The 19,796-nt window shown below is 61.0% G+C and carries 19 protein-coding genes; 13 read left to right on the top strand and 6 right to left on the bottom strand.

Annotation, left to right across the window (positions count from 1 at the left end; translation table 11 throughout):
* Positions 1-59: 59 nt before the first annotated feature.
* The gene (locus ACIPZE_RS22845) at positions 60-530 is read left to right on the top strand and encodes a prepilin peptidase (protein WP_400775441.1); all 471 of its coding nucleotides are present in this window, start codon (positions 60-62) and stop codon (positions 528-530) included.
* A 106-nt stretch (positions 531-636) separates the two neighbouring features.
* Positions 637-1,413: a response regulator transcription factor gene (locus tag ACIPZE_RS22840; protein ID WP_283437837.1), complete on the top strand. Its 777-nt coding sequence runs from the start codon at positions 637-639 to the stop codon at positions 1,411-1,413.
* 37 nt (positions 1,414-1,450) lie between these two features.
* Here ACIPZE_RS22840 and ACIPZE_RS22835 read toward each other — a convergent pair whose 3' ends face one another.
* Together ACIPZE_RS22835 and ACIPZE_RS22830 are read right to left on the bottom strand one after the other, a co-directional pair.
* A complete protein-coding gene (locus ACIPZE_RS22835) occupies positions 1,451-1,858 on the bottom strand; it encodes a response regulator (protein ID WP_129388589.1) in 408 nt (135 codons plus the stop codon).
* 71 nt (positions 1,859-1,929) lie between these two features.
* Entirely contained in the window at positions 1,930-2,130 is a 201-nt protein-coding gene (locus ACIPZE_RS22830) for a Flp family type IVb pilin (RefSeq protein WP_008078249.1), read from the bottom strand.
* Between the two features lie 338 nt (positions 2,131-2,468).
* On the opposite strand from ACIPZE_RS22830, the gene cpaB reads away from it, so the two are divergent.
* The 9 genes from cpaB to ACIPZE_RS22785 all read left to right on the top strand — a co-directional run bounded on the left by cpaB (position 2,469) and on the right by ACIPZE_RS22785 (position 10,793).
* On the top strand, positions 2,469-3,419 hold the full coding sequence (cpaB, locus tag ACIPZE_RS22825; protein WP_283437836.1) for a Flp pilus assembly protein CpaB: 951 nt from the start codon (positions 2,469-2,471) through the stop codon (positions 3,417-3,419).
* A gap of 21 nt (positions 3,420-3,440) precedes the next feature.
* Entirely contained in the window at positions 3,441-4,715 is a 1,275-nt protein-coding gene (locus tag ACIPZE_RS22820; RefSeq protein ID WP_400775436.1) for a type II and III secretion system protein family protein, read from the top strand.
* Positions 4,712-5,902 (top strand): pilus assembly protein, encoded by a 1,191-nt coding sequence (locus tag ACIPZE_RS22815; RefSeq protein WP_283437834.1) that lies wholly within the window; start codon positions 4,712-4,714, stop codon positions 5,900-5,902. The genes ACIPZE_RS22820 and ACIPZE_RS22815 overlap by 4 nt, the downstream gene beginning before the upstream one ends.
* Complete coding sequence (locus ACIPZE_RS22810) at positions 5,899-7,170, top strand: CpaF family protein (protein ID WP_129388601.1); 1,272 nt, start codon at positions 5,899-5,901, stop codon at positions 7,168-7,170. Before ACIPZE_RS22815 ends, ACIPZE_RS22810 begins: the two co-directional genes overlap by 4 nt.
* 10 nt (positions 7,171-7,180) lie before the next feature.
* Positions 7,181-8,065 carry a type II secretion system F family protein gene (locus ACIPZE_RS22805; RefSeq protein ID WP_400775433.1) on the top strand — a complete coding sequence of 295 codons (885 nt, stop codon included), beginning with the start codon at positions 7,181-7,183 and terminating at the stop codon, positions 8,063-8,065.
* The gene (locus ACIPZE_RS22800) at positions 8,062-8,952 is read left to right on the top strand and encodes a type II secretion system F family protein (RefSeq protein ID WP_400775430.1); all 891 of its coding nucleotides are present in this window, start codon (positions 8,062-8,064) and stop codon (positions 8,950-8,952) included. The genes ACIPZE_RS22805 and ACIPZE_RS22800 overlap by 4 nt, the downstream gene beginning before the upstream one ends.
* 10 nt (positions 8,953-8,962) lie before the next feature.
* Positions 8,963-9,652, top strand: a complete 690-nt coding sequence (locus ACIPZE_RS22795) for a tetratricopeptide repeat protein (RefSeq protein WP_129388610.1) — start codon at positions 8,963-8,965, stop codon at positions 9,650-9,652.
* 11 nt (positions 9,653-9,663) lie between these two features.
* Positions 9,664-9,942 carry a DUF3613 domain-containing protein gene (locus ACIPZE_RS22790; protein ID WP_129388613.1) on the top strand — a complete coding sequence of 93 codons (279 nt, stop codon included), beginning with the start codon at positions 9,664-9,666 and terminating at the stop codon, positions 9,940-9,942.
* Positions 9,943-10,430: 488 nt separating this feature from the next.
* Complete coding sequence (locus ACIPZE_RS22785; RefSeq protein WP_400775426.1) at positions 10,431-10,793, top strand: DUF6124 family protein; 363 nt, start codon at positions 10,431-10,433, stop codon at positions 10,791-10,793.
* 97 nt (positions 10,794-10,890) lie between these two features.
* On the opposite strand, the gene ACIPZE_RS22780 is transcribed toward ACIPZE_RS22785, so the two are convergent.
* The 4 genes from ACIPZE_RS22780 to ACIPZE_RS22765 all read right to left on the bottom strand — a co-directional run bounded on the left by ACIPZE_RS22780 (position 10,891) and on the right by ACIPZE_RS22765 (position 16,833).
* On the bottom strand, positions 10,891-12,561 hold the full coding sequence (locus ACIPZE_RS22780; protein ID WP_400775424.1) for a ShlB/FhaC/HecB family hemolysin secretion/activation protein: 1,671 nt from the start codon (positions 12,559-12,561) through the stop codon (positions 10,891-10,893).
* 133 nt (positions 12,562-12,694) lie between these two features.
* Positions 12,695-14,275, bottom strand: a complete 1,581-nt coding sequence (locus tag ACIPZE_RS22775; protein WP_400775423.1) for a collagen-like triple helix repeat-containing protein — start codon at positions 14,273-14,275, stop codon at positions 12,695-12,697.
* 348 nt (positions 14,276-14,623) lie between these two features.
* On the bottom strand, positions 14,624-15,478 hold the full coding sequence (locus tag ACIPZE_RS22770; protein ID WP_400775421.1) for a MaoC family dehydratase: 855 nt from the start codon (positions 15,476-15,478) through the stop codon (positions 14,624-14,626).
* Positions 15,479-15,480: 2 nt separating this feature from the next.
* Positions 15,481-16,833 carry a 3-oxoacyl-ACP reductase gene (locus tag ACIPZE_RS22765; protein WP_400775420.1) on the bottom strand — a complete coding sequence of 451 codons (1,353 nt, stop codon included), beginning with the start codon at positions 16,831-16,833 and terminating at the stop codon, positions 15,481-15,483.
* 313 nt (positions 16,834-17,146) lie between these two features.
* Between ACIPZE_RS22765 and ACIPZE_RS22760 the strand changes: the two genes are divergently transcribed.
* Positions 17,147-18,424, top strand: coding sequence for an acetyl-CoA C-acetyltransferase (locus tag ACIPZE_RS22760; RefSeq protein ID WP_400775418.1), 1,278 nt, complete (start codon positions 17,147-17,149; stop codon positions 18,422-18,424).
* Positions 18,425-18,686: 262 nt separating this feature from the next.
* On the top strand, positions 18,687-19,583 hold the full coding sequence (locus ACIPZE_RS22755) for a PA4780 family RIO1-like protein kinase (protein WP_129388633.1): 897 nt from the start codon (positions 18,687-18,689) through the stop codon (positions 19,581-19,583).
* Positions 19,584-19,796: the final 213 nt, after the last annotated feature.

Below are 19,796 nucleotides of genomic sequence, written 5' to 3'. Positions count from 1 at the left end.
ACATTCACTACGTAGTATCAGCATAGAATCATTCGGCCAAAACGGACGTTTTTTACCGCATGCACAGCTTTGTCCTACTGATCTGGCTGACACTATGCGCGGCGCAGGATGCCCGCCAGCGGCACATCGGCAATCTGCTGACCCTCGGCGTTGGCGGGTTGGCGGCGGTGTATCTGCTGTTGACTGGCCAAACGTGGCTGGGCGCAGACGCGGTGCAGGGCGGCTGGGCTTTTTTGCTGGCGCTGTTGCTGACGCTGCCAGGCTATCTGCTGAACCGTTTCGGTGCTGGCGATGTGAAACTTATGACAGCTTTCGCTCTCGCGACGGACGGCACTCATCTGCTCGGCACGTTTATCGGCGCGGCAATCGCCAGCGTCTTCTGGTTACTGCTGGCGCCAAAACTCTGGCTGCATATGAGTCAACGGCTTAGGGAACGTCTTCGATATATGGCCCCGGAAAAGTCAAATAAGCTGCCATTTGCACCGTTCGTGCTGGTGGGCGCAATCCTGACTCTGCTTTGGATCCATTAGTCGCCCCATGCCACTACTGCTATGTACATAGTCGGAAAGTGGGTCTACTTTCAAATCAGCGTTATTACAGGAACGGTCAGCCTTTGGCCTGGGCATGGAGTAGCAAGTGAGCAAGCTAACGTCTGCTGTAAAAGTTCTGGTGGTCGACGATCAACCGCTGATTGTTGAAGAACTCTGCGAATTCATCGAAAGCAGCGGTTACCGCTGTGTGCCGTGCGAATCGAGCCAGCAGGCGATCGACCAGTTCAGCCAAGACCCTGCCATCGGCCTGGTGCTGTGCGATCTGCACATGCCGGACATGGACGGCATTGAGCTGGTGCAAGAGCTGCAACGCCTGGCGGGCAAGCAGCGGTTCTTTGAAGCGATCATGCTCACTGGGCGGGCCGACAAGCAGGACGTGATCAAGGCGTTGCGAGCCGGGATTGCCGACTACTACCAGAAACCGGTGAACCTGGACGAACTGCTTGAAGGTTTGCGTCGTCAGGAAGCGGTGTTGGCCGAACGGCAGAAAACCCTGCAACTCGGCAACCTCAATCAAAAGCTGCAATACCTCTCCGAGTCGATCGACGACCTGTACCAGGACCTCGACAAAGTCCGCCGTGGCCCCACGTCTTCGAGTGAAGAAGAGCAAGGCGAAGGCGAAACCGTGGAAATACCCGCGATCTTCAATCAACTGTCGCCGCGCCAGCTCGATGTCGCCAGGCTGGTGGGCAAAGGCCAGACCAACTATCAGATCGCCTGCGAACTGGGGATTACCGAGAACACGGTGAAACTCTACGTCTCGCAAGTGCTGCGTCTGACGCACATGCATAACCGCACCCAATTGGCCCTGGCGTTATCGCCGAGCAATTCCGGCTTGCGTCAACGGGTGACCGCGCACTGATCGCAGTGGGTTCCGGCAACAATTAAAACCCCCTGCCTCAACCTTGATTCGCCTTGGCCTTGGGAAACAGGTTGTCCAGGGTTTCCAGCAGGCGCACGTGATAGATCGGCTTGCGAAACAGGTCCAGCACCTGCAAGCGCAACATGTCGCTGACATCTTCCATATCGGCATGCCCGGACGTCACGATCACCGGCAGATGCTGGCGCGAGGTATGTTCGCGCAGACGCTTGATCAGCGACATGCCGCTTTCTTCCGGCATGCGCAGATCGGTAATCACCAGCGCAATATCGGGATGGCGAGTGAGATGGTGCAGGGCCAGTTTCACCGACGTCGCGGTATGACAGGTGAAGCCTTCGCCCTCCAGCAACTCCGCCAGCTCCAGCAGTGCGTCCTCCTCATCGTCGACGAGGAGCAACTGCTGGCGTGAAGTGTGTGGAGAGTTCATAGGCAACACCTGCAATGGACTGAGTGCTGACGTTAGAACCCAATGGCCGCATTGACAAGTTATCGATCCGATCAGGTGAGTGCCGTCTGGATCCGGGTCAGGATCGCGGTGACCTGAGTGCCGATGCCGTTACCGAAGGCTGCGATCACCAGCGCCACGAGGCCGACCACCAGCGCATATTCGATGGCGGACGCGCCCTCGGTGTCTTTGGCCAGGCCTTTGAAGAAGGCGACTTGCGATTTGATTTTTTGCGCAATGTGGGAATACGACATGAGGATTCTCCTTGAGCACGCCAGGTGTTGCGCGTTCGCAACATGATTTCCCTGTGCCAGCATCAGCATTGTCGGCATTCCCCGGCCCAACAACTGTAAGAACGTATTAACGCCAAAGTATTAGTTGGCGCAATTACACTAAAAAACCATGTTTGGCGCTTTAGCCTCCTACTTTCGTTGGATATTTCATCGCTGTTAATGGCGTTTTGTTCGCGCTGGACTACCGTCAAATAGCGAAATAGTTACTTGTTCATAGCTGCCTGATTGCGAATTTATCTCGTTGGAAGTTACGGGTCATTGCATAAGACAGAACGCGCAGCGGGAAAGGGAGAGCCGTCATGAACAGTCGCATCACTCTGGGCCTGGCCGGCTTGTTTTTGCTGGGTGCCATCATTGCCGGATATTGGGGGCTGACATTGAGTCGGCAACCGCCCGTGGAACCTGTCGCCGCACCGGTTGCGGTCGCCCCCGTTGCCCCCGTCGCTGCACCGGCGGCGCCCGTTGAAGATCCGACCCGCCAACCGGTAGTGGTGTTGCTACGCGACATCGCGCCGTTCGGCAAAATCACCGCCGCCGATGTCGCCGTGGAAAAACTGCGCACCGCGCCTGCTGGCAGCCTCAGCACTGTCGATCAAGTCGTCGGCCGCACACCATGGCGGCCGTTGAGTGCCGGCAGTTGGCTGAGTGAAGAAAGCTTCGAACCCGGCAGCCAATTGGCGCGAATGATTCGTCCCGGTGAGCGCGCGCTGGCGGTGGCCGTGGATGAAGTGATCAATGCTGGCGGGCAACTGGCGCCGGGCGATTACGTCGATGTGCTGCTGTTTTTGCGCAAGGACGAAAACAATCCACAGCCGTCGGCGCAGTTGGTGGTGCCAGCGGTGCGCGTGCTCGGTGTCGGCAGCCAGATGGGCCTGACCAACGACGGTCAACCCACCAGCCCGGCGCGCAGCGACGATGAACGACTCAAGCAGGAACAACAGCGAATGGCTGCACGCAGCGTGGTGCTGGCCGTGCCGGAAGCCTTGCTCAGCCGTTTGATGCTGGCGTCCGGTGCCGGCGTCTTGCGCCTGGCGGTGCGCAGCGCCGATGAACAGCAACTGGCGAAATACTGGGCCGGTGCCAACGATGTCGCCAGACAGCTCGATACGCCGCGTCGCGAGTTGATCGAGTTCAGCCAACTGTCACTCTCGCCACCGCCCAGGCCTCTCGCCGTGGCGGGGCAGCCGACGGCGCGCAAAGCGACCGTGGAAGTCATCCGTGGTGCCGAAAACGCTCAACCCACTCCCTGATTCGAGCAAGGACGCCTTTACATGCGCAAATGCTTCACGCCCCTGTTCAACGGCTTGCTCCGGGCCTCGCTGCTGAGCGTCGCCTCGATCGGCAGCGCGGTCGCCGCGGTCGGCAACTGCGCCGCACTTGGTCCGTTACCGTCGACGCTGGAAGTCGGCGAAGGTCTGCAACAGGCACTGCAATCACCCGTGGCGATCACCCGCGTGGCGGTCGGCGATCCGAAAATTGCCGACGTGCGCGTGACCGGTGATCAAGGTGTTTTGCTCACCGGCGTCGCGCCCGGCGCAACCACGCTGATGATCTGGACAGCCTGCGCCAGTTCACCGCGCCAGAGCATGGTGTTTGTGCAGGGCAGGGCCAGTGCGGCAATGACTGCGGTGGCACTGCCGGCGACAGACGATCCGACCCTGCCGTCGCAAGTGCAGACTGATATTCGCTTTGTTGAAGTCAGCCGCACCAAATTGAAAGAGGCGGGCACGTCGATTTACGGCAAGGGTTCCAACAACTTTCTGTTCGGCGGTCCGGGCACGGTGCCCAACACTGCCGTTACGCCGGGTTTCGTGCCGCTGCGCAACTTGCCCGACCCGCGCATCGCCGTACCGAGCATTCCGCTGGCCAACGACATGTTCAACATCGTTTGGGGTGGCGGCAGCAGTAAATTCCTCGGCATCGTCAATGCGCTGGAAGGCAGCGGTTTCGCCTACACCCTGGCGCGGCCGAGCCTGGTGGCGTTGAGCGGGCAGAGCGCGAGCTTCCTCGCCGGCGGCGAAATTCCGATTCCGGTACCGAGCGCCAACAGCAACAGCTACTCCATCGAGTACAAGGAGTTCGGTATCCGCCTGACCCTCACGCCAACCGTCGTTGGCCGCGACCGCATTGCCCTCAAGGTCGCGCCGGAAGTCAGCGAGCTGGACTACAACAATGGCGTGACCATCGGCGGCACAACCGTGCCGGCGTTCACCATCCGCCGTACCGACACCAGCATCTCGCTGGCCGATGGTGAAAGCTTCGTCATCAGCGGCTTGATCAGCACCCAAAACGCGTCCCAAGTGAACAAGTTTCCCGGCCTCGGCGACATCCCGATCATCGGCGCGTTTTTCCGCAACTCATCGATCAATCGCGAAGAGCGCGAATTGCTGATGATCGTCACCCCCCACCTGGTGCAGCCATTGGCAGTGAACGCGCCATTGCCTTCGCTACCGGGTGAAAAACTGCGCAACTACGACCCGAACTGGTATCGCCTGTACTTCCTTGAAAACGGCAACTTCGATAAACGCAGTGGGTTATCGCAATGAGCCAGAGCCTCAGTCAGACCTTCCTCGCCATCACTCGCAACGACACTGATCTGGAGTGGTTGCAGGGCGCGTTGGCGCCGCTCGGCCAAGTGGTCAGCGCCGGTGGCGGCAGCCTTGACGAGTTGCTTGCGCTGGTCGACGTGACCTTCGCCAGCCTGGTGTTCGTCGGGCTGGATCGCGATCATCTGGTCGCGCAGAGCGCGTTGATCGAAGGCGTGCTCGAAGCCAAACCGATGCTCGCCATCGTCGCCCTCGGCGACGGCATGGACAATCAGTTGGTGCTCAACGCGATGCGTGCCGGTGCGCGGGATTTCGTCGCTTATGGCTCGCGCTCCAGTGAAGTCGCCGGGCTGGTACGGCGCTTGAGCAAACGCCTGCCAGCCGTCACGCCGAATACCCAACTCGGTGGTCTGACTGTGCTTTATGGCGTGCAAAGCAACGCAGACGGCGCGCTGCTGGCCAACCACATGGCGCTGGTGGTGCAGAAGAGCGGACAGCAGACGTTGCTGCTTGATCTGGGTTTGCCGCGCGGCGACAGCCTGGCCTTGCTCGGGCTGGAAAGCTCGTTTCATTTCGGCGATGCGCTGCGGCACTTGCGGCGTCTCGATGCAACGCTGATCGACAGCGCCTTCACCAGCGCCGAAGCGGGCTTGCGCATTCTCGCGTACGCCGCCAGTGACGAGCCACTGGAGCGCACCAGCGCCGCCGAGTTGTACATGTTGCTCAGCGCCTTGCGCCAACACTTCCAGCACATCGTCGTCAACCTCACCGGCCAGCCCGACAGTGAAGCGCTGCGCACGTTCGTCAGCCATTGCGACAAGCTGCTGTGGTACACCGACCAGAACGTCCTCGACTGTCGGCGCAACCTCGCGGTGCTCAATCTGTGGCGCGAGAAAGGCATGAAACTCGATCACGGCCGGTTGTTGATCGACCGCTACCTGCGCAACGTCGCACCGGATTCCGAAACCCTCGGCAAGACCTTTGGCCTCGAAGTGATCGCGGTGTTGGCGTTCAGTCCGGAGATCCGCCTCAACGCGAAAAACCAGGGCGTCACCCTGTTCGAACTGGCCCCGCGTGAAGCCATCAGCCAAAGCCTGCGCGCCCTCGGCGAACGCCTGGCAAAACGCTCCGAAGGCCTGGCCAAACCCAAGGCCAACTGGTTCAACCGCTTGCGAGGCACGTCATGAGCAGCGAACAACTGTTCGGTGGCCCGCAGCGCGCTGCGCCCGGCAACACCGACCACGACGGTCTGAAACTGGTGCTGCACCGCTACATCATCGACGCCATTGAAGAGTCTGGGAAAAACCTGCTGGAAGGCTCGCGGCAGGTGCTCTCGCAGTTCGTCATCGACAAAGTCGCCGAATACATCGCGCGCCTGCACCTGGCGATTTCGCGTTATGAAATGGAGCGTCTGGCCGAAGAAATCGTCGACGAACTGACCGGTTTCGGCCCGCTGGAAGTGCTGCTGCGCGACAGCGCCGTGACCGAGATTCTGGTCAACGGCCCGCACCGGGTGTTCATCGAACGCGATGGCGTGTTGCACCTCAGCGACCTGCGCTTTATCGATGCGCACCACGTCGAACGGGTCATGCAGCGCATTCTTGCGCCACTCGGGCGACGTCTCGACGAGTCGTCGCCGATGGTCGATGCGCGCCTGCCGGATGGCAGCCGGGTCAACGCGATCATCCCGCCGATTGCCCTCGACGGGCCGTGCCTGTCGATCCGCAAATTTCGCAAGGACATGCTCAAGAGTACCGACCTGATGGCGATGCAGACCATCGATCAGGCGATTTATGACTTCATCGAAGAGGCGGTGGGCAAGCGCTGCAACATTCTCATCAGCGGCGGCACCGGCACCGGCAAGACCACGCTGCTGAACATTCTCAGCCAGTTGATCAACCCGCACGAACGTCTGGTGACCATCGAAGACGTCGCCGAATTGCAGCTTGGCCACCCGCACGTCGTGCGCCTGGAAACCCGCCCGCCGAATGCCGAGGGCCACGGTGAAGTCAAGGCCAGCGACCTGATTCGCAACGCCCTGCGCATGCGCCCCGACCGGATCATCCTCGGCGAGATACGCGGCGTCGAAGTGGTCGACGTGCTGACCGCCATGAACACCGGTCACGACGGTTCGATGAGTACCGTGCACGCCAACAACGCCCAGGATGCTTTGCTGCGCCTGGAAACCCTGGTCGGCCTGACGGGGCGCACCATCGCTGAACGCACTTTGCGGCAGATGATCTGTGCTGCCCTTGATGTGGTGATTCAACTGACGCGCATGCCTGATGGGCGGCGCTGCGTCAGTGAAGTGGTGGAGGTGGTCGGTGTGCGCGATGACGTCTATGTGACCAATACGCTGTTTCGCCTCGACCGGCGCACCGGTTTCGGTTTCCTGCGCGAAGCGGTCAACCCGGCGGGCGACAAGCTGCGTCGCGAACCGACGCTGGCGCACTGAGGGCCACGGCATGCTCAAACCGTTGCTGCTGATCGTGATTTGCCTGGGCTTGCTCGGGTTGTCGCTGCGCCTGTTCTACAACGGCTGGCGCCAGGGCGGCACCGAGCGTGTGCTTGATCGGCTGAATCAGGGCCAGCCACAACTGACAGCAGACGCGCCACGTTGGGCGGGACTGGAGCGCGCTTTTTTGCGTGCCGGTCTCGGTCGGCCGACGGATCGCCTAGGCCTGTGGTTGCTGTTGTGGGCATTCGCCATGCTGATCGGTTTTGCCCTTGCCGGTGTGCTCGGTTTGCTGGTGTTGATCGTGCTGCCGCCGCTGGCCGTGCGCCTGTTTGTCAGCTGGCGTTACCAACGGCGCTTGCGGCGGATGATCGAACAACTGCCGCAATTGCTCGACCACACCGTGCGCAGTTTGAAGTCCGGGCGCACCCTCGCCGATGCCGTGCTGGGCGGCATCGAAGCCAGCGAAGACCCGCTGAAAAACGCCATGGGCCGGGTCCAGCGCAACGTGCAGTTGGGCGTGAGCCTGCCGGACGCGGTGTCGGACTTGGCGGAGCTGTACGAGCGTGATGAATTCCGTTTGTTCGCCCTCGGCCTCAAGGTCAATCACCGTTACGGCGGCAACGCCAGCGAACTGCTGGAAAACCTCATCAAGATGATCCGCGAGCGCGATCAGGCCTCGCGCCAGTTGCGCGCGATGACCGGCGAAACCCGCCTCACTGCCTGGGTGCTGGGTTTGCTGCCGATTGTCATGGCCGGTTATTTCCTGATGGCCAATCCGATTTATCTGGTCGCCATGTGGCACGACCCTTCGGGGCAACGAATGCTGGCCACGGCCTTCGGCATGCAGGTGATCGGCAGTCTGTTGCTCTGGCGGATGTTGCGCAGCCTATGACCACACCCTTGATGATCAGCGCGCTGCTTCTGCTCGGCGCCGCCGCCTTACTCCTCACCGGCCTGCTGGAACAGCGCCGCCGCGCCCGGCAGATCAATCGACGGCTGGAAGGTGATCTGCTGCGCCAAAACCGGTTTGGCAACCTGCTGCAAGTGCTCGGCGACAGCAAGGTCGGCCAGCGCAGCGTCAAACTCGACAACGAAACCCAGTCACTGCTCAATCGGCTCGGCTGGCGCAGTGCGCGTCAGCGTTCGCTGTTCGCGGCTTGCCAGATCGGCTCGCCACTGCTGTTGCTGGCGCTGACGGTGTTGCTGCAATCGGTATTTTTCCCGGCGGTGGAAAAGCAGTGGATCGCGCCGTTGTTCGCGCTTGGCGTCGGCTATCTGTTGCCCAAGCGCCTGTTGGTGATCGCCGTCGCGCGTCGGCAAAAACAACTGGCCAGCGAGATCGGCACGTTCATTCCGCTGCTGCGCATTCTCTTCGAATCCGGCATGGCCGTGGAGCAGGCGTTGCGCGTGCTCAGCCATGAAGGTCAGGCGTTGTTGCCGGTGCTGACGTATGAATTGCGTCTGGTGCTGAGCCGTGTCGACTCCGGCCTCGAACTGGGCGAAGAGTTGAACAAAGCCACGCAGTTACTGGCGGTCGATGAGTTCACCGACACCTGCGTGATACTCCAGCAGTTGCTGTATCAGGGTGGCGGCGCGATGAAGTCGTTGCTGGCGCTCAAGCAATTACTGGATGACCGGCGCCTGACGCGTCTGCAGGAATACATCTCCAAGATGTCCGCGAAAATGTCCGTCGTGATGATGCTGTTTCTCTTCCCGGCGTTATTGATTGTCCTGGCCGGCCCGGGTTTCACCGCCCTGGCGAAAGCGTTGGGAGCCTAGAGGGATCGTGATGAAAGCAATGATTGCAGGTGCCTGTTTGCTGCTGCTTGGCGGCTGTGCCAACACCGGGCAAATGCCTTGGGAGGCGCTGACCGGTTCGGCCAGTTGCGCCAAGTTGAGTTCCGATCAGCAACTGTCGCTGAACCTCGCCGATGACATGGCCAACGATGGCAAGCTGCACGCCAGCCTCGCCAATCTGCAAAGCTTGCCGGACAACATCGCCGACGTGCGCTTGCGCAAGGCCAAGGTTTATCGACTGCTCGGGCGCAGCGAGGCCGAGCCGTTGTATCGCAGCCTGCTCGGTTCGTGTCTGGCGGCCGAAGCCGAGCACGGTCTGGGACAACTCGCTGCGGCCAAATCCGACTACGGCCAGGCGCAGGCGCATCTGCAACGCGCCGCGCGTCTGGCGCCCACCGACGAAAAAATTCGCAACGACCTCGGCGTGGTGTACCTCAATCAATTGCGCATCGACGACGCGCGTTTCGAGTTTCTTACCGCCATGGAACTCAAGCAGAGCGATCAATTGGCGGCACTGAATCTGGTGACCTTGCTGCTCTATCAGGACGACTGGAACCGTGCCGCTGAACTGGTCAGCCGCCTCGGTTTGAGCCCCGCGCAATTCAGCGAAGCGCAAAGCCGCGCGGAAAAACTCAAACTGCCGAACCGATCCACCGTCGCCGTCACGGCGATGCTCAAGTAAGGAGCGCGATGATGAAAGCCATCCTTGTCTGCCTGGGCCTGCTGACCTTGCCGCTGACCAGTCACGCCATCGACGCCGGCCCCGCCTCGGCCCAGCAACAGGAGACCGAAGGCTGGCTGCAACTGCAAGGCCGCAACAAAGTCGCCTCGCCGAAACCGCAAACCGTGACCCCGACCGAACGCGAACTGGCCATGCAGCGCTGGCTGAAAAGTTATCAACATGACATCCCGGCGTTCTTCGATCAGGAGCAGGGCGGCAAGGTCGACAGCGGTTCCGGTGGCAGCCCGTAACCCTGAAACCTGAAACTTAACCCCCTGTAGGAGCTGCCGCAGGCTGCGATCTTTTGATTTGGCTTTTTAAAAAACAACGTCAAAAGATCGTAGCCTTCGGCAGCTCCTACATTGGTCGCGGTCAATGTGGGAGCCGCCCTTCCTGCCACCGAATCATGTTGATGTTTAAAGTTGTTTCAATTTTGAAGAACCTTCCCACAAGGTTTTCAGGTTGTCCGTCAGACGTGCGCTCTCAAGGCTTGGGTCGTCGCTGCCATTGCAGCGGCCAGGTGTGGAAACCTGAAATTCAAGTAGATGCATTGCACCACCACCGTAATCGTTGTCGGCGACTTCTTTCGTCTGCAAACTGTGTCGCGGCGGCTGTGCGTGGGCAGACTTCGGTCTGGCCGGTTGCCTACTTATCGGTATTTCCACCCTGCGCATAGCTGCCACCTTTTGTCGTGTGGAAACGACAAGAGTTGGCTTCCACAGCCAAGTAGGAGTTTTCCATGGACAAGCTGATTCCCGACCCGCCCCAAGATTTCACCACCCCCCTCGAAGACGCCATCCGCATCGACGATCAAGTCAAAAACCGCGAAGCGATCAAACGCGCCCTCGACTTCTACCTTTGCCCCACCCCTGCAAAACCCTACCAGCCGAGCACGATGTTTCTCGTCCAGCCAAACATCGACACCGAAAGCCTGCTTGCCCATGCCTGCGAATCGCTGGCCTCGGCCAACGTCATGGCCAGTGATTTTGCCGACCAGCTCAGCCGCCCGCAGCGCAACACGGCGCTGGCGATCCAGCAAATCGTGATGCTGGCCGAACTGGCGGTGAGCCGCGCGCTGGACCGGATTGACCCACAATCCTGAGCCACCCTGTAGCAGCTGCCGCAGGCTGCGATCTTTTGATCTGGCTTTTTAAAAAACAACATCAAAAGATCGCAGCCTGCGGCAGCTCCTACGGGGATTAGAGTTGGTAGCTGAAGCTGATGCTGTAACGCGGCCGGCGGTTGAAGGTATCGAGTGCTTCATCCGACATGGCCTTCGCCGCTTCCAGGGCGATGTTGTAATACTTGGCATCGCCAAAGCGCAGGCCGATGGCTGCCGATGACAGGCTGTTGGCTTGTACCGGCAGTTCGTTGAACCAGCTGCGCGAGCGGTCCAGCACAAAATACGGCTGCAGGATGCGCAGCCAATTGCCGTCGCGGTTGAAGCTGTAGTTGATCTCGTAGGCCACGCCCCAACCCTTGTCGCCGGACGCTTGATCGTCGGGGTAACCACGACCGAAATTCTGCCCGCCGAATACTGCACGCTCGCTGTCGGGCAAGGTGTCGTCGCTCCAGTACAGTGCGGCCGACAGCACGCCCTGCCAGTTGTCGAAGAACTTGTCGCTCTGCACCCCGGACAGGCGCACGCGGAAGAAGTCCAGATCGATGGCGCTGTTGTTGGTTTTCGCGCCCATGCTGTCCAGGCCCTGATACACGCCGCCACTCAAAATCCGCAGTTGCCGGGCATCGGCCTTGCGCCAGTCGCTCTCGAAGGCGAGGGCGCGAATGTCGGTGCGTTCTTCAACACTCAGCGGATAGCCGATGACGTTGTAACGGGTCTTGTCGTTGACCGCATACAGCCGCGAACCGGCGGTGAGCAGTTCGTTGGAGGCGGCAATCAGTGGCAGGGTGAAACCGATCGAATAGCGGTCATTCTCGCGATGCGGTTTGAGCTCCAGGCCATTGTCGAGCAGCACATTGGTGCCGGGATCGGCGCGATAACGCGAAGCCGAGAGCGCCAGCTGCGCGCCTTCGTCGTTGAGGAACTGGTTGTAGTCGAGGCGGTAGTAATGTTCTTTGTCGTCGCCCGGCGGAAACAGTCCGCTGAGGGACAACTGTTCGCCCATCGACGTCTGCGAATTGCTGCTGACACCGAGCAAGGCTTGCGTGCCGTTGCGGTTGTCTTCGGTGGTGCTCAGCGTGCTGGTGAAGGGCTTGCGGCTGGCTTCGGCAACCAGTGTCGTGGCACCGTCGGTGGTGCCCGGCGGTGGCACTTGCGCCTGGATGGTCACGCCGGGAATGCGCGTCATCAGCGTGGTGTAGCGCTCGAACGTCTTGCGCGTCAGCGGCCGCTCGGCCTGGATTTTTGCCGCGAGTTTGTCGAGCAGGCCTTTGACCCGGCCGACGTCACCCTGCATCTGGATATCGCGCACATAGCCTTCCACCAGCACCACGCGGGCTACGCCGTCATCAAAATTCTGCTGTGGCAGAAACGCGTAGGACAGCAGGTAACCGTCCTGTTGGTAGCGCCGAGTGATGCTGCGCGTGGCTTCGATCAGGTCAGCGAGGCTGGTCTGGCGGCCGATCAGGGGTTTATAGATTTCCGCCAGTTCGGTGAGCGGGTAGATCGTGCCGCCTTCGATCTGCACGGTTTTCAGATTGACCTTGGTCTGCATCAACAACGGTTGCGCAGTGGTCGCACCGGCATCCGGGACTTGCACCGGGGCCGCGTTCGGGCGATAGGCATCGGCGGGCAAGTTGGGCACGGGCAGGTTGCGGATGGTTTCGTTGCTGTTGAGGAAGCTGGGCAGGGTGTCGGCGAGGGCAGCGGAACTGAGGCTGAGGAACAGCAGGGACGCCATAACGCGCATAGGACACTCCATGGTCAGATCGCAGCTCGGGGCTGTTTTTTCCTAAGAAAAAAGCGGAAGACTCGTGGGAATCTTCCGCCCTCAACCAAGCGTAGGCGCTGTAGGTGAGGCCGTCGAATCGGCCAGGTGCAATTTAGCGTTTGTTGCCTCCCAGGGCGCCGGTCAAACCGCCGAGCACACCGCCCAGCCCGCCACCCACTCCACCGGCAGTGCCCCCGCTGGCACCGCCGTTGACCAGGCCGCCGACTGCTGCGACGGTGCCGCCGACGTTGTTGACCAGGCCACCGACTGCTGTGGTAACCGGGTTGTTGGTGGCCGCGATGGTGTTGCCGAGGCTGCTGACTGCACCACCGACCTGGCCGGTGAGGCCGGCGACTGGCGAGCCGAGACCGGTAGCGCCACCTACTTGTTGGGTCAGGTTGGTGACAGCGCTGGTGACCGGGTTCAAGCCTGCGCCCAAGGTGGCACCAACGGTGGCCAGAGGCGAGGTGGTCGCAGTGATCGGTGAGCCCGAACCGCCGAGCACGGTGTTCAGCGAAGCGACGGTGTTGCCCAGCCCAACCGCAGTGACACCACCGGCACTGACCACGCCATTAGTGTTGCCGGCATTCAAACCTGAACCGACGTTGACCACTGCGCCGCCGACGGTTTGCAGCAGGCCGGTGCCGCCGAGGCCGCCACCGAGACCGCCGCCAATACCACCGCCGGTGCCGGAACCGGTGCCGTTGGAAACCAGACCGCCCGCCTTGCCGACCGCAGTCCCGGCGTTGCTCAGTGCGCCACCGAGGGTATTGGTCAGGGCATTGCCGTTGCCAGCGTCGGTAACTTTGTCGCCTACGCCATTAACGGTATCGCCGACTTTCTGGATCACACCTTTGAGCGGATCACCGAGGCCGGTGGCACCGCCGATTTTGTCGGTGGTGCTTTCGACCATCGCGATCACTGGCACCAGGCCGGCGCCGAGTTTATCCGTCAGTTGGCTGGTTGGGCCGTTGGTCAGCGTGGTGTCGAGGGTATTGCCGAGCATTGTGACTTTCGCACCGACGCCATCGAGCAGTGGCGCGACTTTGGTGATCACGCCACCCACCACAGGAACGCTGCCGGTAGCGGTTGCCAGCTTGCCACTGAGGTCAGAGACGCCGTCGCCGACATCGGTCACAACGCCGCCGACCGAAGCCACTGTAGTGGTCAGGCCTTTGGGGTCGGTCGGCAGTTTGCCGATGCCATTCGCCACGCCATCGCCCAATGTGCTGACGACGTTGCCAGCGGTGTTGGCGGCGCTTTGCACCACGCCACCGACCACCGGAACAGTACTCAGAGAGTCGCCAATCTGGCCAACACCGGTGCCGACGCCAGCAACCGTAGTGCCGACATCGTGCACCAGGGTGGTGGTCACCAGCGGCGTGGTGGTTGGATTGGTCGGGTTGGTTGGATCGGTTGGATTCGTAGGGTCAGTCGGATTCGTCGGGTTGGTTGGATTGGTCGGATCGGTTGTGCCTGTGCCGCCAGTACCACCGGTTCCGCCTGTGCCTGCGGTATCACCCGTGCCGCCAGTACCACCCGTGCCACTTGTACCGCCAGTACCGCTGGTTGGCGAGGAGCTGCCGGAACTGCTGTGATGACCGCCACCGCCGCTGCTGCATCCGGCGAGGCCGAGGGAGAGGATCAATGCCAGAGCAATTGCTGATTTGCACCATACGTCTTGAGTTTTCATGATCGAGATTCCTTGCACCTGTCACAACGTTCGTTGCCTTCGATGGCTCGCCGATCTGTCGCCGGCGATGCCTCGTCCGTTGCTGCAATTTCAGGTGCTGGCGCGGATTCGACCATTCTCAAGTTGGTATTAACGCCTTTATATATAAGGCGCAGTGCAGCGCCTAAGGACTAATACCCAAGGTATAAACGCGCAAAAAAAAGCCTTGAGAATCAAGGCTGGGTGTTTTCCATCAACTGGGGCAGGGCACGGAAAAACTTAAGTGATATACACACAATTAACAGGTCAGCCGCATCACTCATCCGATGGCTAAGGTGAAACCTGTGGCGAGGGCGCTAAGGGGCGGGATCAGGCGATTGGCTGCCATTGTCCCACCATGTGTTCCAGCTCATTTGCGCCGACCAGACGCAGTTCGCCACTGGACCCTGCCGCGCTCGCCAGCAATGTCACTTCACTCGGCAGGCGCACCGGTTTGCGAAAGTGCACCGCTATCTCGAGATTGGCCTTGGGCAAGTGATCCGCCAGCGCCGCCAGGCTGCGCGCCTTGTTCCACAAACCATGGGCAATCGCCGTGGGGAAACCGAACAGCTTGGCGCTCGCGGCGCTCAAGTGAATCGGGTTGTAATCTCCGGACACCTTGGCGTACTGCCGGCCGATATCGGCCGGGGCTTTCCAGTGCGCCACTTTGCTCAGTGCCTGCGCAGGTTCCCACGTTTGCTCGAGGGGTTCGCCTTCGAGTTTCACGCCGCGACACAACATCTGGCTCTCGGCTTCCCACAACGGCCCGAGCTGATCATCCAGAGTCGTCAGCAGATCGAACGTCGCGCCTTTGGGATGCGCTTGCAGGTTGTGCACCCGCACGCTGACTTGCGCGCGACTGATTCCGCCCATCGGCCGCAACACGCGGATGCGGTTGCTCAGGTGAATCAGTCCGAGCAACGGAAACGGGAACTCCTTTGCGGTCAGCAATTGCATCTGCAAGGCAAATGCGAGGACGTGTGGATAAGTCGGCGGCAGCAAGCCGTCGTCGGCGAAACCACAGACCTTGCGATACACCGCTAGCCGTTGGCCATCGATATCAACCCAGCAGCGCAAGCCGCTGTCAGGCAATTGCGTGCCGGTGATTTTGCGTCGCGTCGCCGCCCGTGCGTATAGCCCGGGCAGGCTCGGTTCGCGATCCAGTGTGTGCCATTCGATGCTCATGCCTAAGCCCCCAGAACACTTTGTCCACAGACCCGCAGCGCCTGCCCGGTGAAGGCGCCGGTGCCCGGTTGCGCCAGCCACGCAACGGCTTCGGCGACGTCTTGCGGCAGACCGCCCTGGCCGAGTGAACTCATGCGCCGCCCGGCTTCACGCAAGGCAAAGGGGATGTGTGCGGTCATCTGGGTTTCGATGAAACCCGGCGCCACGGCGTTGATGCTGATGCCGCGTTCGAGCAGTGACGGCGCCCAGGCCTGTGCCAGTCCGATCAGGCCGGCCTTGCTCGCGGCGTAGTTGGTCTGGCCACGGTTACCGGCAATCCCGCTGATCGAGGCGAGCAGAATCACCCGCGCGTGGTCATGCAACGTGCCGCTGTCGAGCAGGGCTTTGGTCAGCACTTGCGGCGCATTGAGGTTGACTGCCAGCACCGCGTCCCAGAACTCCGGGGTCATGTTGGCGAGGGTTTTGTCGCGGGTGATGCCGGCGTTGTGCACGAGGATGTCGAGGCCGTCGGGCAACTGTTCGATCAATTGCGTGGCGGCGTCTTCGGCGCAGATGTCGAGGGTGATCGCGCGTCCACCGAGGCGGGCGGCGAGGGCCTCGAGATCGGTCTTGGCGGGCGGTACGTCGAGCAGGATCACCTCGGCACCGTCGCGCGCCAGGGTTTCAGCGATGGATGCGCCAATGCCGCGCGCAGCACCGGTGACCAACGCTTTGCGCCCGGCCAGCGGTCGTGTCCAGTCGGTGACCGGCGTCGCACAGGCGGTCAGGCGAATCACCTGACCGCTGATGAATGCGCTTTTCGGAGAAAGGAAAAACCGCAGCGGACCTTCCAACTGATCTTCGGCACCTTCGCCGACATAGATCAGTTGCAGCGTGCCGCCGCTGCGCAGCTCCTTGGCCAGTGACCGCGAAAAGCCTTCGAGCGCTCGTTGCGCGCTGGCGGCAAAGGGTTCGCGCAGGGTTTCCGGGGCGCGCCCGAGAATCACCAGGTGCGCGCTGTGCTCAAGGTTCTTCATCAACGGCTGGAAGAATTCGCGCAGCTGTTTGAGCTGGTCGGTGTGCTGCAAGTCGCTGGCGTCGAACACCACAGCCTTGAGTTTCGGGCCGTGGCCGGGAATCCACTCGCTGGCGGACGCCGGCAACTCGCCGTAGCGGTAGATGCTCTCGGTCAGACGGTTGGCAAATACGGCGACCTTTTCGGCCAGCGCACCGCCACCGATCAGCAGTGCACCTTCCACCGGCCGCAGGCGTCCGGCCTGCCAGCGTTCCAGCCGCACCGGCGACGGCAGGCCCAGCGCCCCGACCAGACGATGGCCGATGGACGAGTTGGCGAAGTCGATATAGCGGTCAGACATGGAACGCTCTCCAAAAGTTGGGGTTCAAAGTGTGGACTACCCACGGCAATCAATCGTTCGATCCACGCAATAAGGCCTACGCTTGAACAGCAGAGTAGACCAACGACCCTGTGGGAGCGGATCTGTGGCGAGGGGATTTATCCCCGTTCGGCGGCGCAGCCGTCGCGTTCAAATCGCATCCGGTGTGCCTGATTTGTCGCGGATGCAGGTTTGGGGGCGGCTTCGCCACCCAACGGGGATAAATTCCCTCGCCACAAGATCCGCTCCCACAGGGCACTGCATTGAATTCGATCAATTTGAAAAGGAGTTATTCATGAGTCAGCTGCGCCGCGTCGCGATCATCGGTGGTAACCGTATCCCTTTCGCCCGCTCCAATGGGCCGTACGCCACCGCCAGCAATCAGGCGATGCTCACCGCCGCACTTGAAGGCCTGATCGAACGCTACAACCTGCATGGCCAGCGCATCGGCGAAGTGGTGGCGGGCGCGGTGCTCAAATTGTCACGGGATATGAACCTGACCCGTGAATGTGTGCTCGGCTCGCGCCTGTCTCCCGCCACGCCGGCCTACGATATCCAGCAAGCCTGCGGCACGGGACTGGAAGCGGCGATCCTGGTCGCCAACAAGATTGCCCTCGGCCAGATCGATTGCGGGATTGCCGGCGGCGTCGACACCACCTCCGACGCGCCGATCAGCGTCAGCGAAGGCTTGCGCCGAATCCTCCTGCAAGCAAACCGTGGCAAAACCACCGCTGACAAACTGAAAACTTTTCTGCAGCTACGGCCAAAACACTTGATCCCCGAATTCCCGCGCAACGGCGAGCCGCGCACCGGCCTGTCGATGGGGCAGCACTGCGAGCTGATGGCGCAGACCTGGAACATTCCCCGCGAAGATCAGGATCAGCTCGCGCTTGAGAGTCATCACAAACTGGCCGCGTCCTACTCCGAGGGTTGGCATAACGATCTGATGACGCCGTTTCTCGGCCTGACCCGCGACAACAACCTGCGCCCTGACCTGACCCTGGAAAAGCTCGCCTCGCTGAAACCGGCCTTCGAGAAAAGCGCCAAAGGCACGCTGACGGCAGGCAACTCCACACCGCTGACCGATGGCGCCTCGGTGGTGCTGCTGGGCAGTGAAGAGTGGGCGAAGGAACGAGGCCTGCCGATCCTCGCGTATTTGCGCGATGGCGAAGCGGCAGCAGTGGATTTCGTCAACGGTGCCGAGGGCCTGTTGATGGCGCCGGTGTACGCCGTGCCACGCTTGCTGGCGCGCAACGGACTGACCTTGCAGGACTTCGACTACTACGAAATTCACGAAGCGTTCGCCGCGCAAGTGCTGTGCACGCTCAAGGCCTGGGAAGATCCCGAATACTGCAAAACCCGTTTGGGCCTGGATGCGCCACTGGGTTCGATCGACCGTAGCCGACTCAACGTCAAAGGCAGTTCCCTGGCTGCAGGCCATCCGTTTGCCGCGACGGGTGGGCGCATCGTCGCCAACCTGGCGAAATTGCTCGACGCCGCAGGCAAAGGCCGAGGCCTGATTTCGATCTGCGCCGCCGGCGGCCAAGGCGTTACCGCGATCATTGAACGCTGAAAGATCGCAGCCTGTGTTCCCGGTAGGAGCTGCCGCAGGCTGCGATCTTTTGATCTTGATGTCAGATTCTGTCGCAAATGCCCTTCACGGCCGATACCAACATTCAAGGCCGGCTCGGCTATGATTCGCTGCGGTCGATTTTTCGGCACAGTGTGTGCATTCACAGGTTCACAGGTCGGCAACCCCTCCCCGAGACGCGAGGATTGCCGTATAACGAGTGACATTCGCGTGTTTGGTAATAAAGGACCCACAATAAAAGCTGATGAAGACTCCAAAACGCATTGAACCCCTGATCGAGGACGGTCTGGTCGACGAAGTGCTGCGCCCACTGATGAGTGGTAAAGAAGCAGCTGTTTATGTGGTGCGCTGCGGCAATCAGTTACGTTGCGCAAAGGTCTACAAGGAGGCGAACAAACGTAGTTTCCGCCAGGCGGCCGAGTATCAGGAAGGCCGCAAGGTGCGCAATAGCCGACAGGCTCGGGCGATGGCCAAGGGCTCCAAGTTCGGTCGTAAAGAGACCGAGGATGCTTGGCAGAATGCCGAGGTCGCGGCGCTGTTCCGTCTGGCCGGTGCCGGTGTGCGGGTACCCAAACCGTACGACTTCCTCGACGGCGTGCTGTTGATGGAACTGGTGGCTGACGAATTCGGCGATGCCGCGCCGCGTCTGAACGACGTGGTACTGGAGCCGGATCAGGCTCGTGAGTATCACGCGTTTCTGATTTCGCAGATCGTGCTGATGTTGTGTACCGGTCTGGTGCACGGTGACCTTTCCGAGTTCAACGTGCTGCTGACCCCGACCGGCCCGGTGATTATCGACCTGCCGCAAGCGGTCGATGCTGCCGGCAACAACCACGCGTTCAGCATGCTCGAGCGTGACGTTGGCAACATGGCTTCGTATTTCGGTCGCTTTGCGCCGGAATTGAAGCTGACCAAATACGCGAAAGAAATGTGGGCGCTGTACGAAGCCGGCATCCTGCACCCGAACAGTGTGCTGACCGGCGAGTTCGATGATCCGGAAGACCTGGCCGATGTTGGCGGGGTGTTGCGCGAGATCGAAGCGGCGCGGCTGGACGAGGAACGCAAACAGGCGATCCGCGCGGCAGACGACGAGCCGAAAGGCAAGTCCGACGAACCGCCACCACCACCGTGGATGCAGTGATCGCTTGATGAGAAACCCGGCTTCGGCCGGGTTTTTTGTGACCTGCAGTTCTCCAGAGATCACCAAAAAAACCTGTGGGAGCTGGCTTGCCAGCGAAAGGGCCATTACAGGCAACACATCTTCTCAGGCTGAACCACCGCTATCGCTGGCAAGCCAGCTCCCACAGGGGTAGTGGTGTTGCTGAAAGTTGTGTGGGAATCTGACCGGCCTCCG

It is taken from the genome of Pseudomonas sp. NPDC089741, assembly GCF_044748825.1.
GTDB lineage: Bacteria > Pseudomonadota > Gammaproteobacteria > Pseudomonadales > Pseudomonadaceae > Aquipseudomonas > Aquipseudomonas helmanticensis.
Note: the sequence above shows the minus strand (reverse complement) of the source record. Positions and strands in the feature narration are given on the sequence as shown.

Bases quoted from the DNA above. Each gene is read 5' to 3' on its own strand.
- ACIPZE_RS22845 (WP_400775441.1), top strand. From the start codon at position 60: ATGCACAGCTTTGTCCTACTGATCTGGCTGACACTATGCGCGGCGCAG.
- ACIPZE_RS22835 (WP_129388589.1), bottom strand. From the start codon at position 1,858: ATGAACTCTCCACACACTTCACGCCAGCAGTTGCTCCTCGTCGACGAT.
- ACIPZE_RS22830 (WP_008078249.1), bottom strand. From the start codon at position 2,130: ATGTCGTATTCCCACATTGCGCAAAAAATCAAATCGCAAGTCGCCTTC.
- cpaB (WP_283437836.1), top strand. From the start codon at position 2,469: ATGAACAGTCGCATCACTCTGGGCCTGGCCGGCTTGTTTTTGCTGGGT.
- ACIPZE_RS22820 (WP_400775436.1), top strand. From the start codon at position 3,441: ATGCGCAAATGCTTCACGCCCCTGTTCAACGGCTTGCTCCGGGCCTCG.
- ACIPZE_RS22815 (WP_283437834.1), top strand. From the start codon at position 4,712: ATGAGCCAGAGCCTCAGTCAGACCTTCCTCGCCATCACTCGCAACGAC.
- ACIPZE_RS22810 (WP_129388601.1), top strand. From the start codon at position 5,899: ATGAGCAGCGAACAACTGTTCGGTGGCCCGCAGCGCGCTGCGCCCGGC.
- ACIPZE_RS22805 (WP_400775433.1), top strand. From the start codon at position 7,181: ATGCTCAAACCGTTGCTGCTGATCGTGATTTGCCTGGGCTTGCTCGGG.
- ACIPZE_RS22800 (WP_400775430.1), top strand. From the start codon at position 8,062: ATGACCACACCCTTGATGATCAGCGCGCTGCTTCTGCTCGGCGCCGCC.
- ACIPZE_RS22795 (WP_129388610.1), top strand. From the start codon at position 8,963: ATGAAAGCAATGATTGCAGGTGCCTGTTTGCTGCTGCTTGGCGGCTGT.
- ACIPZE_RS22790 (WP_129388613.1), top strand. From the start codon at position 9,664: ATGAAAGCCATCCTTGTCTGCCTGGGCCTGCTGACCTTGCCGCTGACC.
- ACIPZE_RS22785 (WP_400775426.1), top strand. From the start codon at position 10,431: ATGGACAAGCTGATTCCCGACCCGCCCCAAGATTTCACCACCCCCCTC.
- ACIPZE_RS22780 (WP_400775424.1), bottom strand. From the start codon at position 12,561: ATGCGCGTTATGGCGTCCCTGCTGTTCCTCAGCCTCAGTTCCGCTGCC.
- ACIPZE_RS22775 (WP_400775423.1), bottom strand. From the start codon at position 14,275: ATGAAAACTCAAGACGTATGGTGCAAATCAGCAATTGCTCTGGCATTG.
- ACIPZE_RS22770 (WP_400775421.1), bottom strand. From the start codon at position 15,478: ATGAGCATCGAATGGCACACACTGGATCGCGAACCGAGCCTGCCCGGG.
- ACIPZE_RS22765 (WP_400775420.1), bottom strand. From the start codon at position 16,833: ATGTCTGACCGCTATATCGACTTCGCCAACTCGTCCATCGGCCATCGT.
- ACIPZE_RS22760 (WP_400775418.1), top strand. From the start codon at position 17,147: ATGAGTCAGCTGCGCCGCGTCGCGATCATCGGTGGTAACCGTATCCCT.
- ACIPZE_RS22755 (WP_129388633.1), top strand. From the start codon at position 18,687: ATGAAGACTCCAAAACGCATTGAACCCCTGATCGAGGACGGTCTGGTC.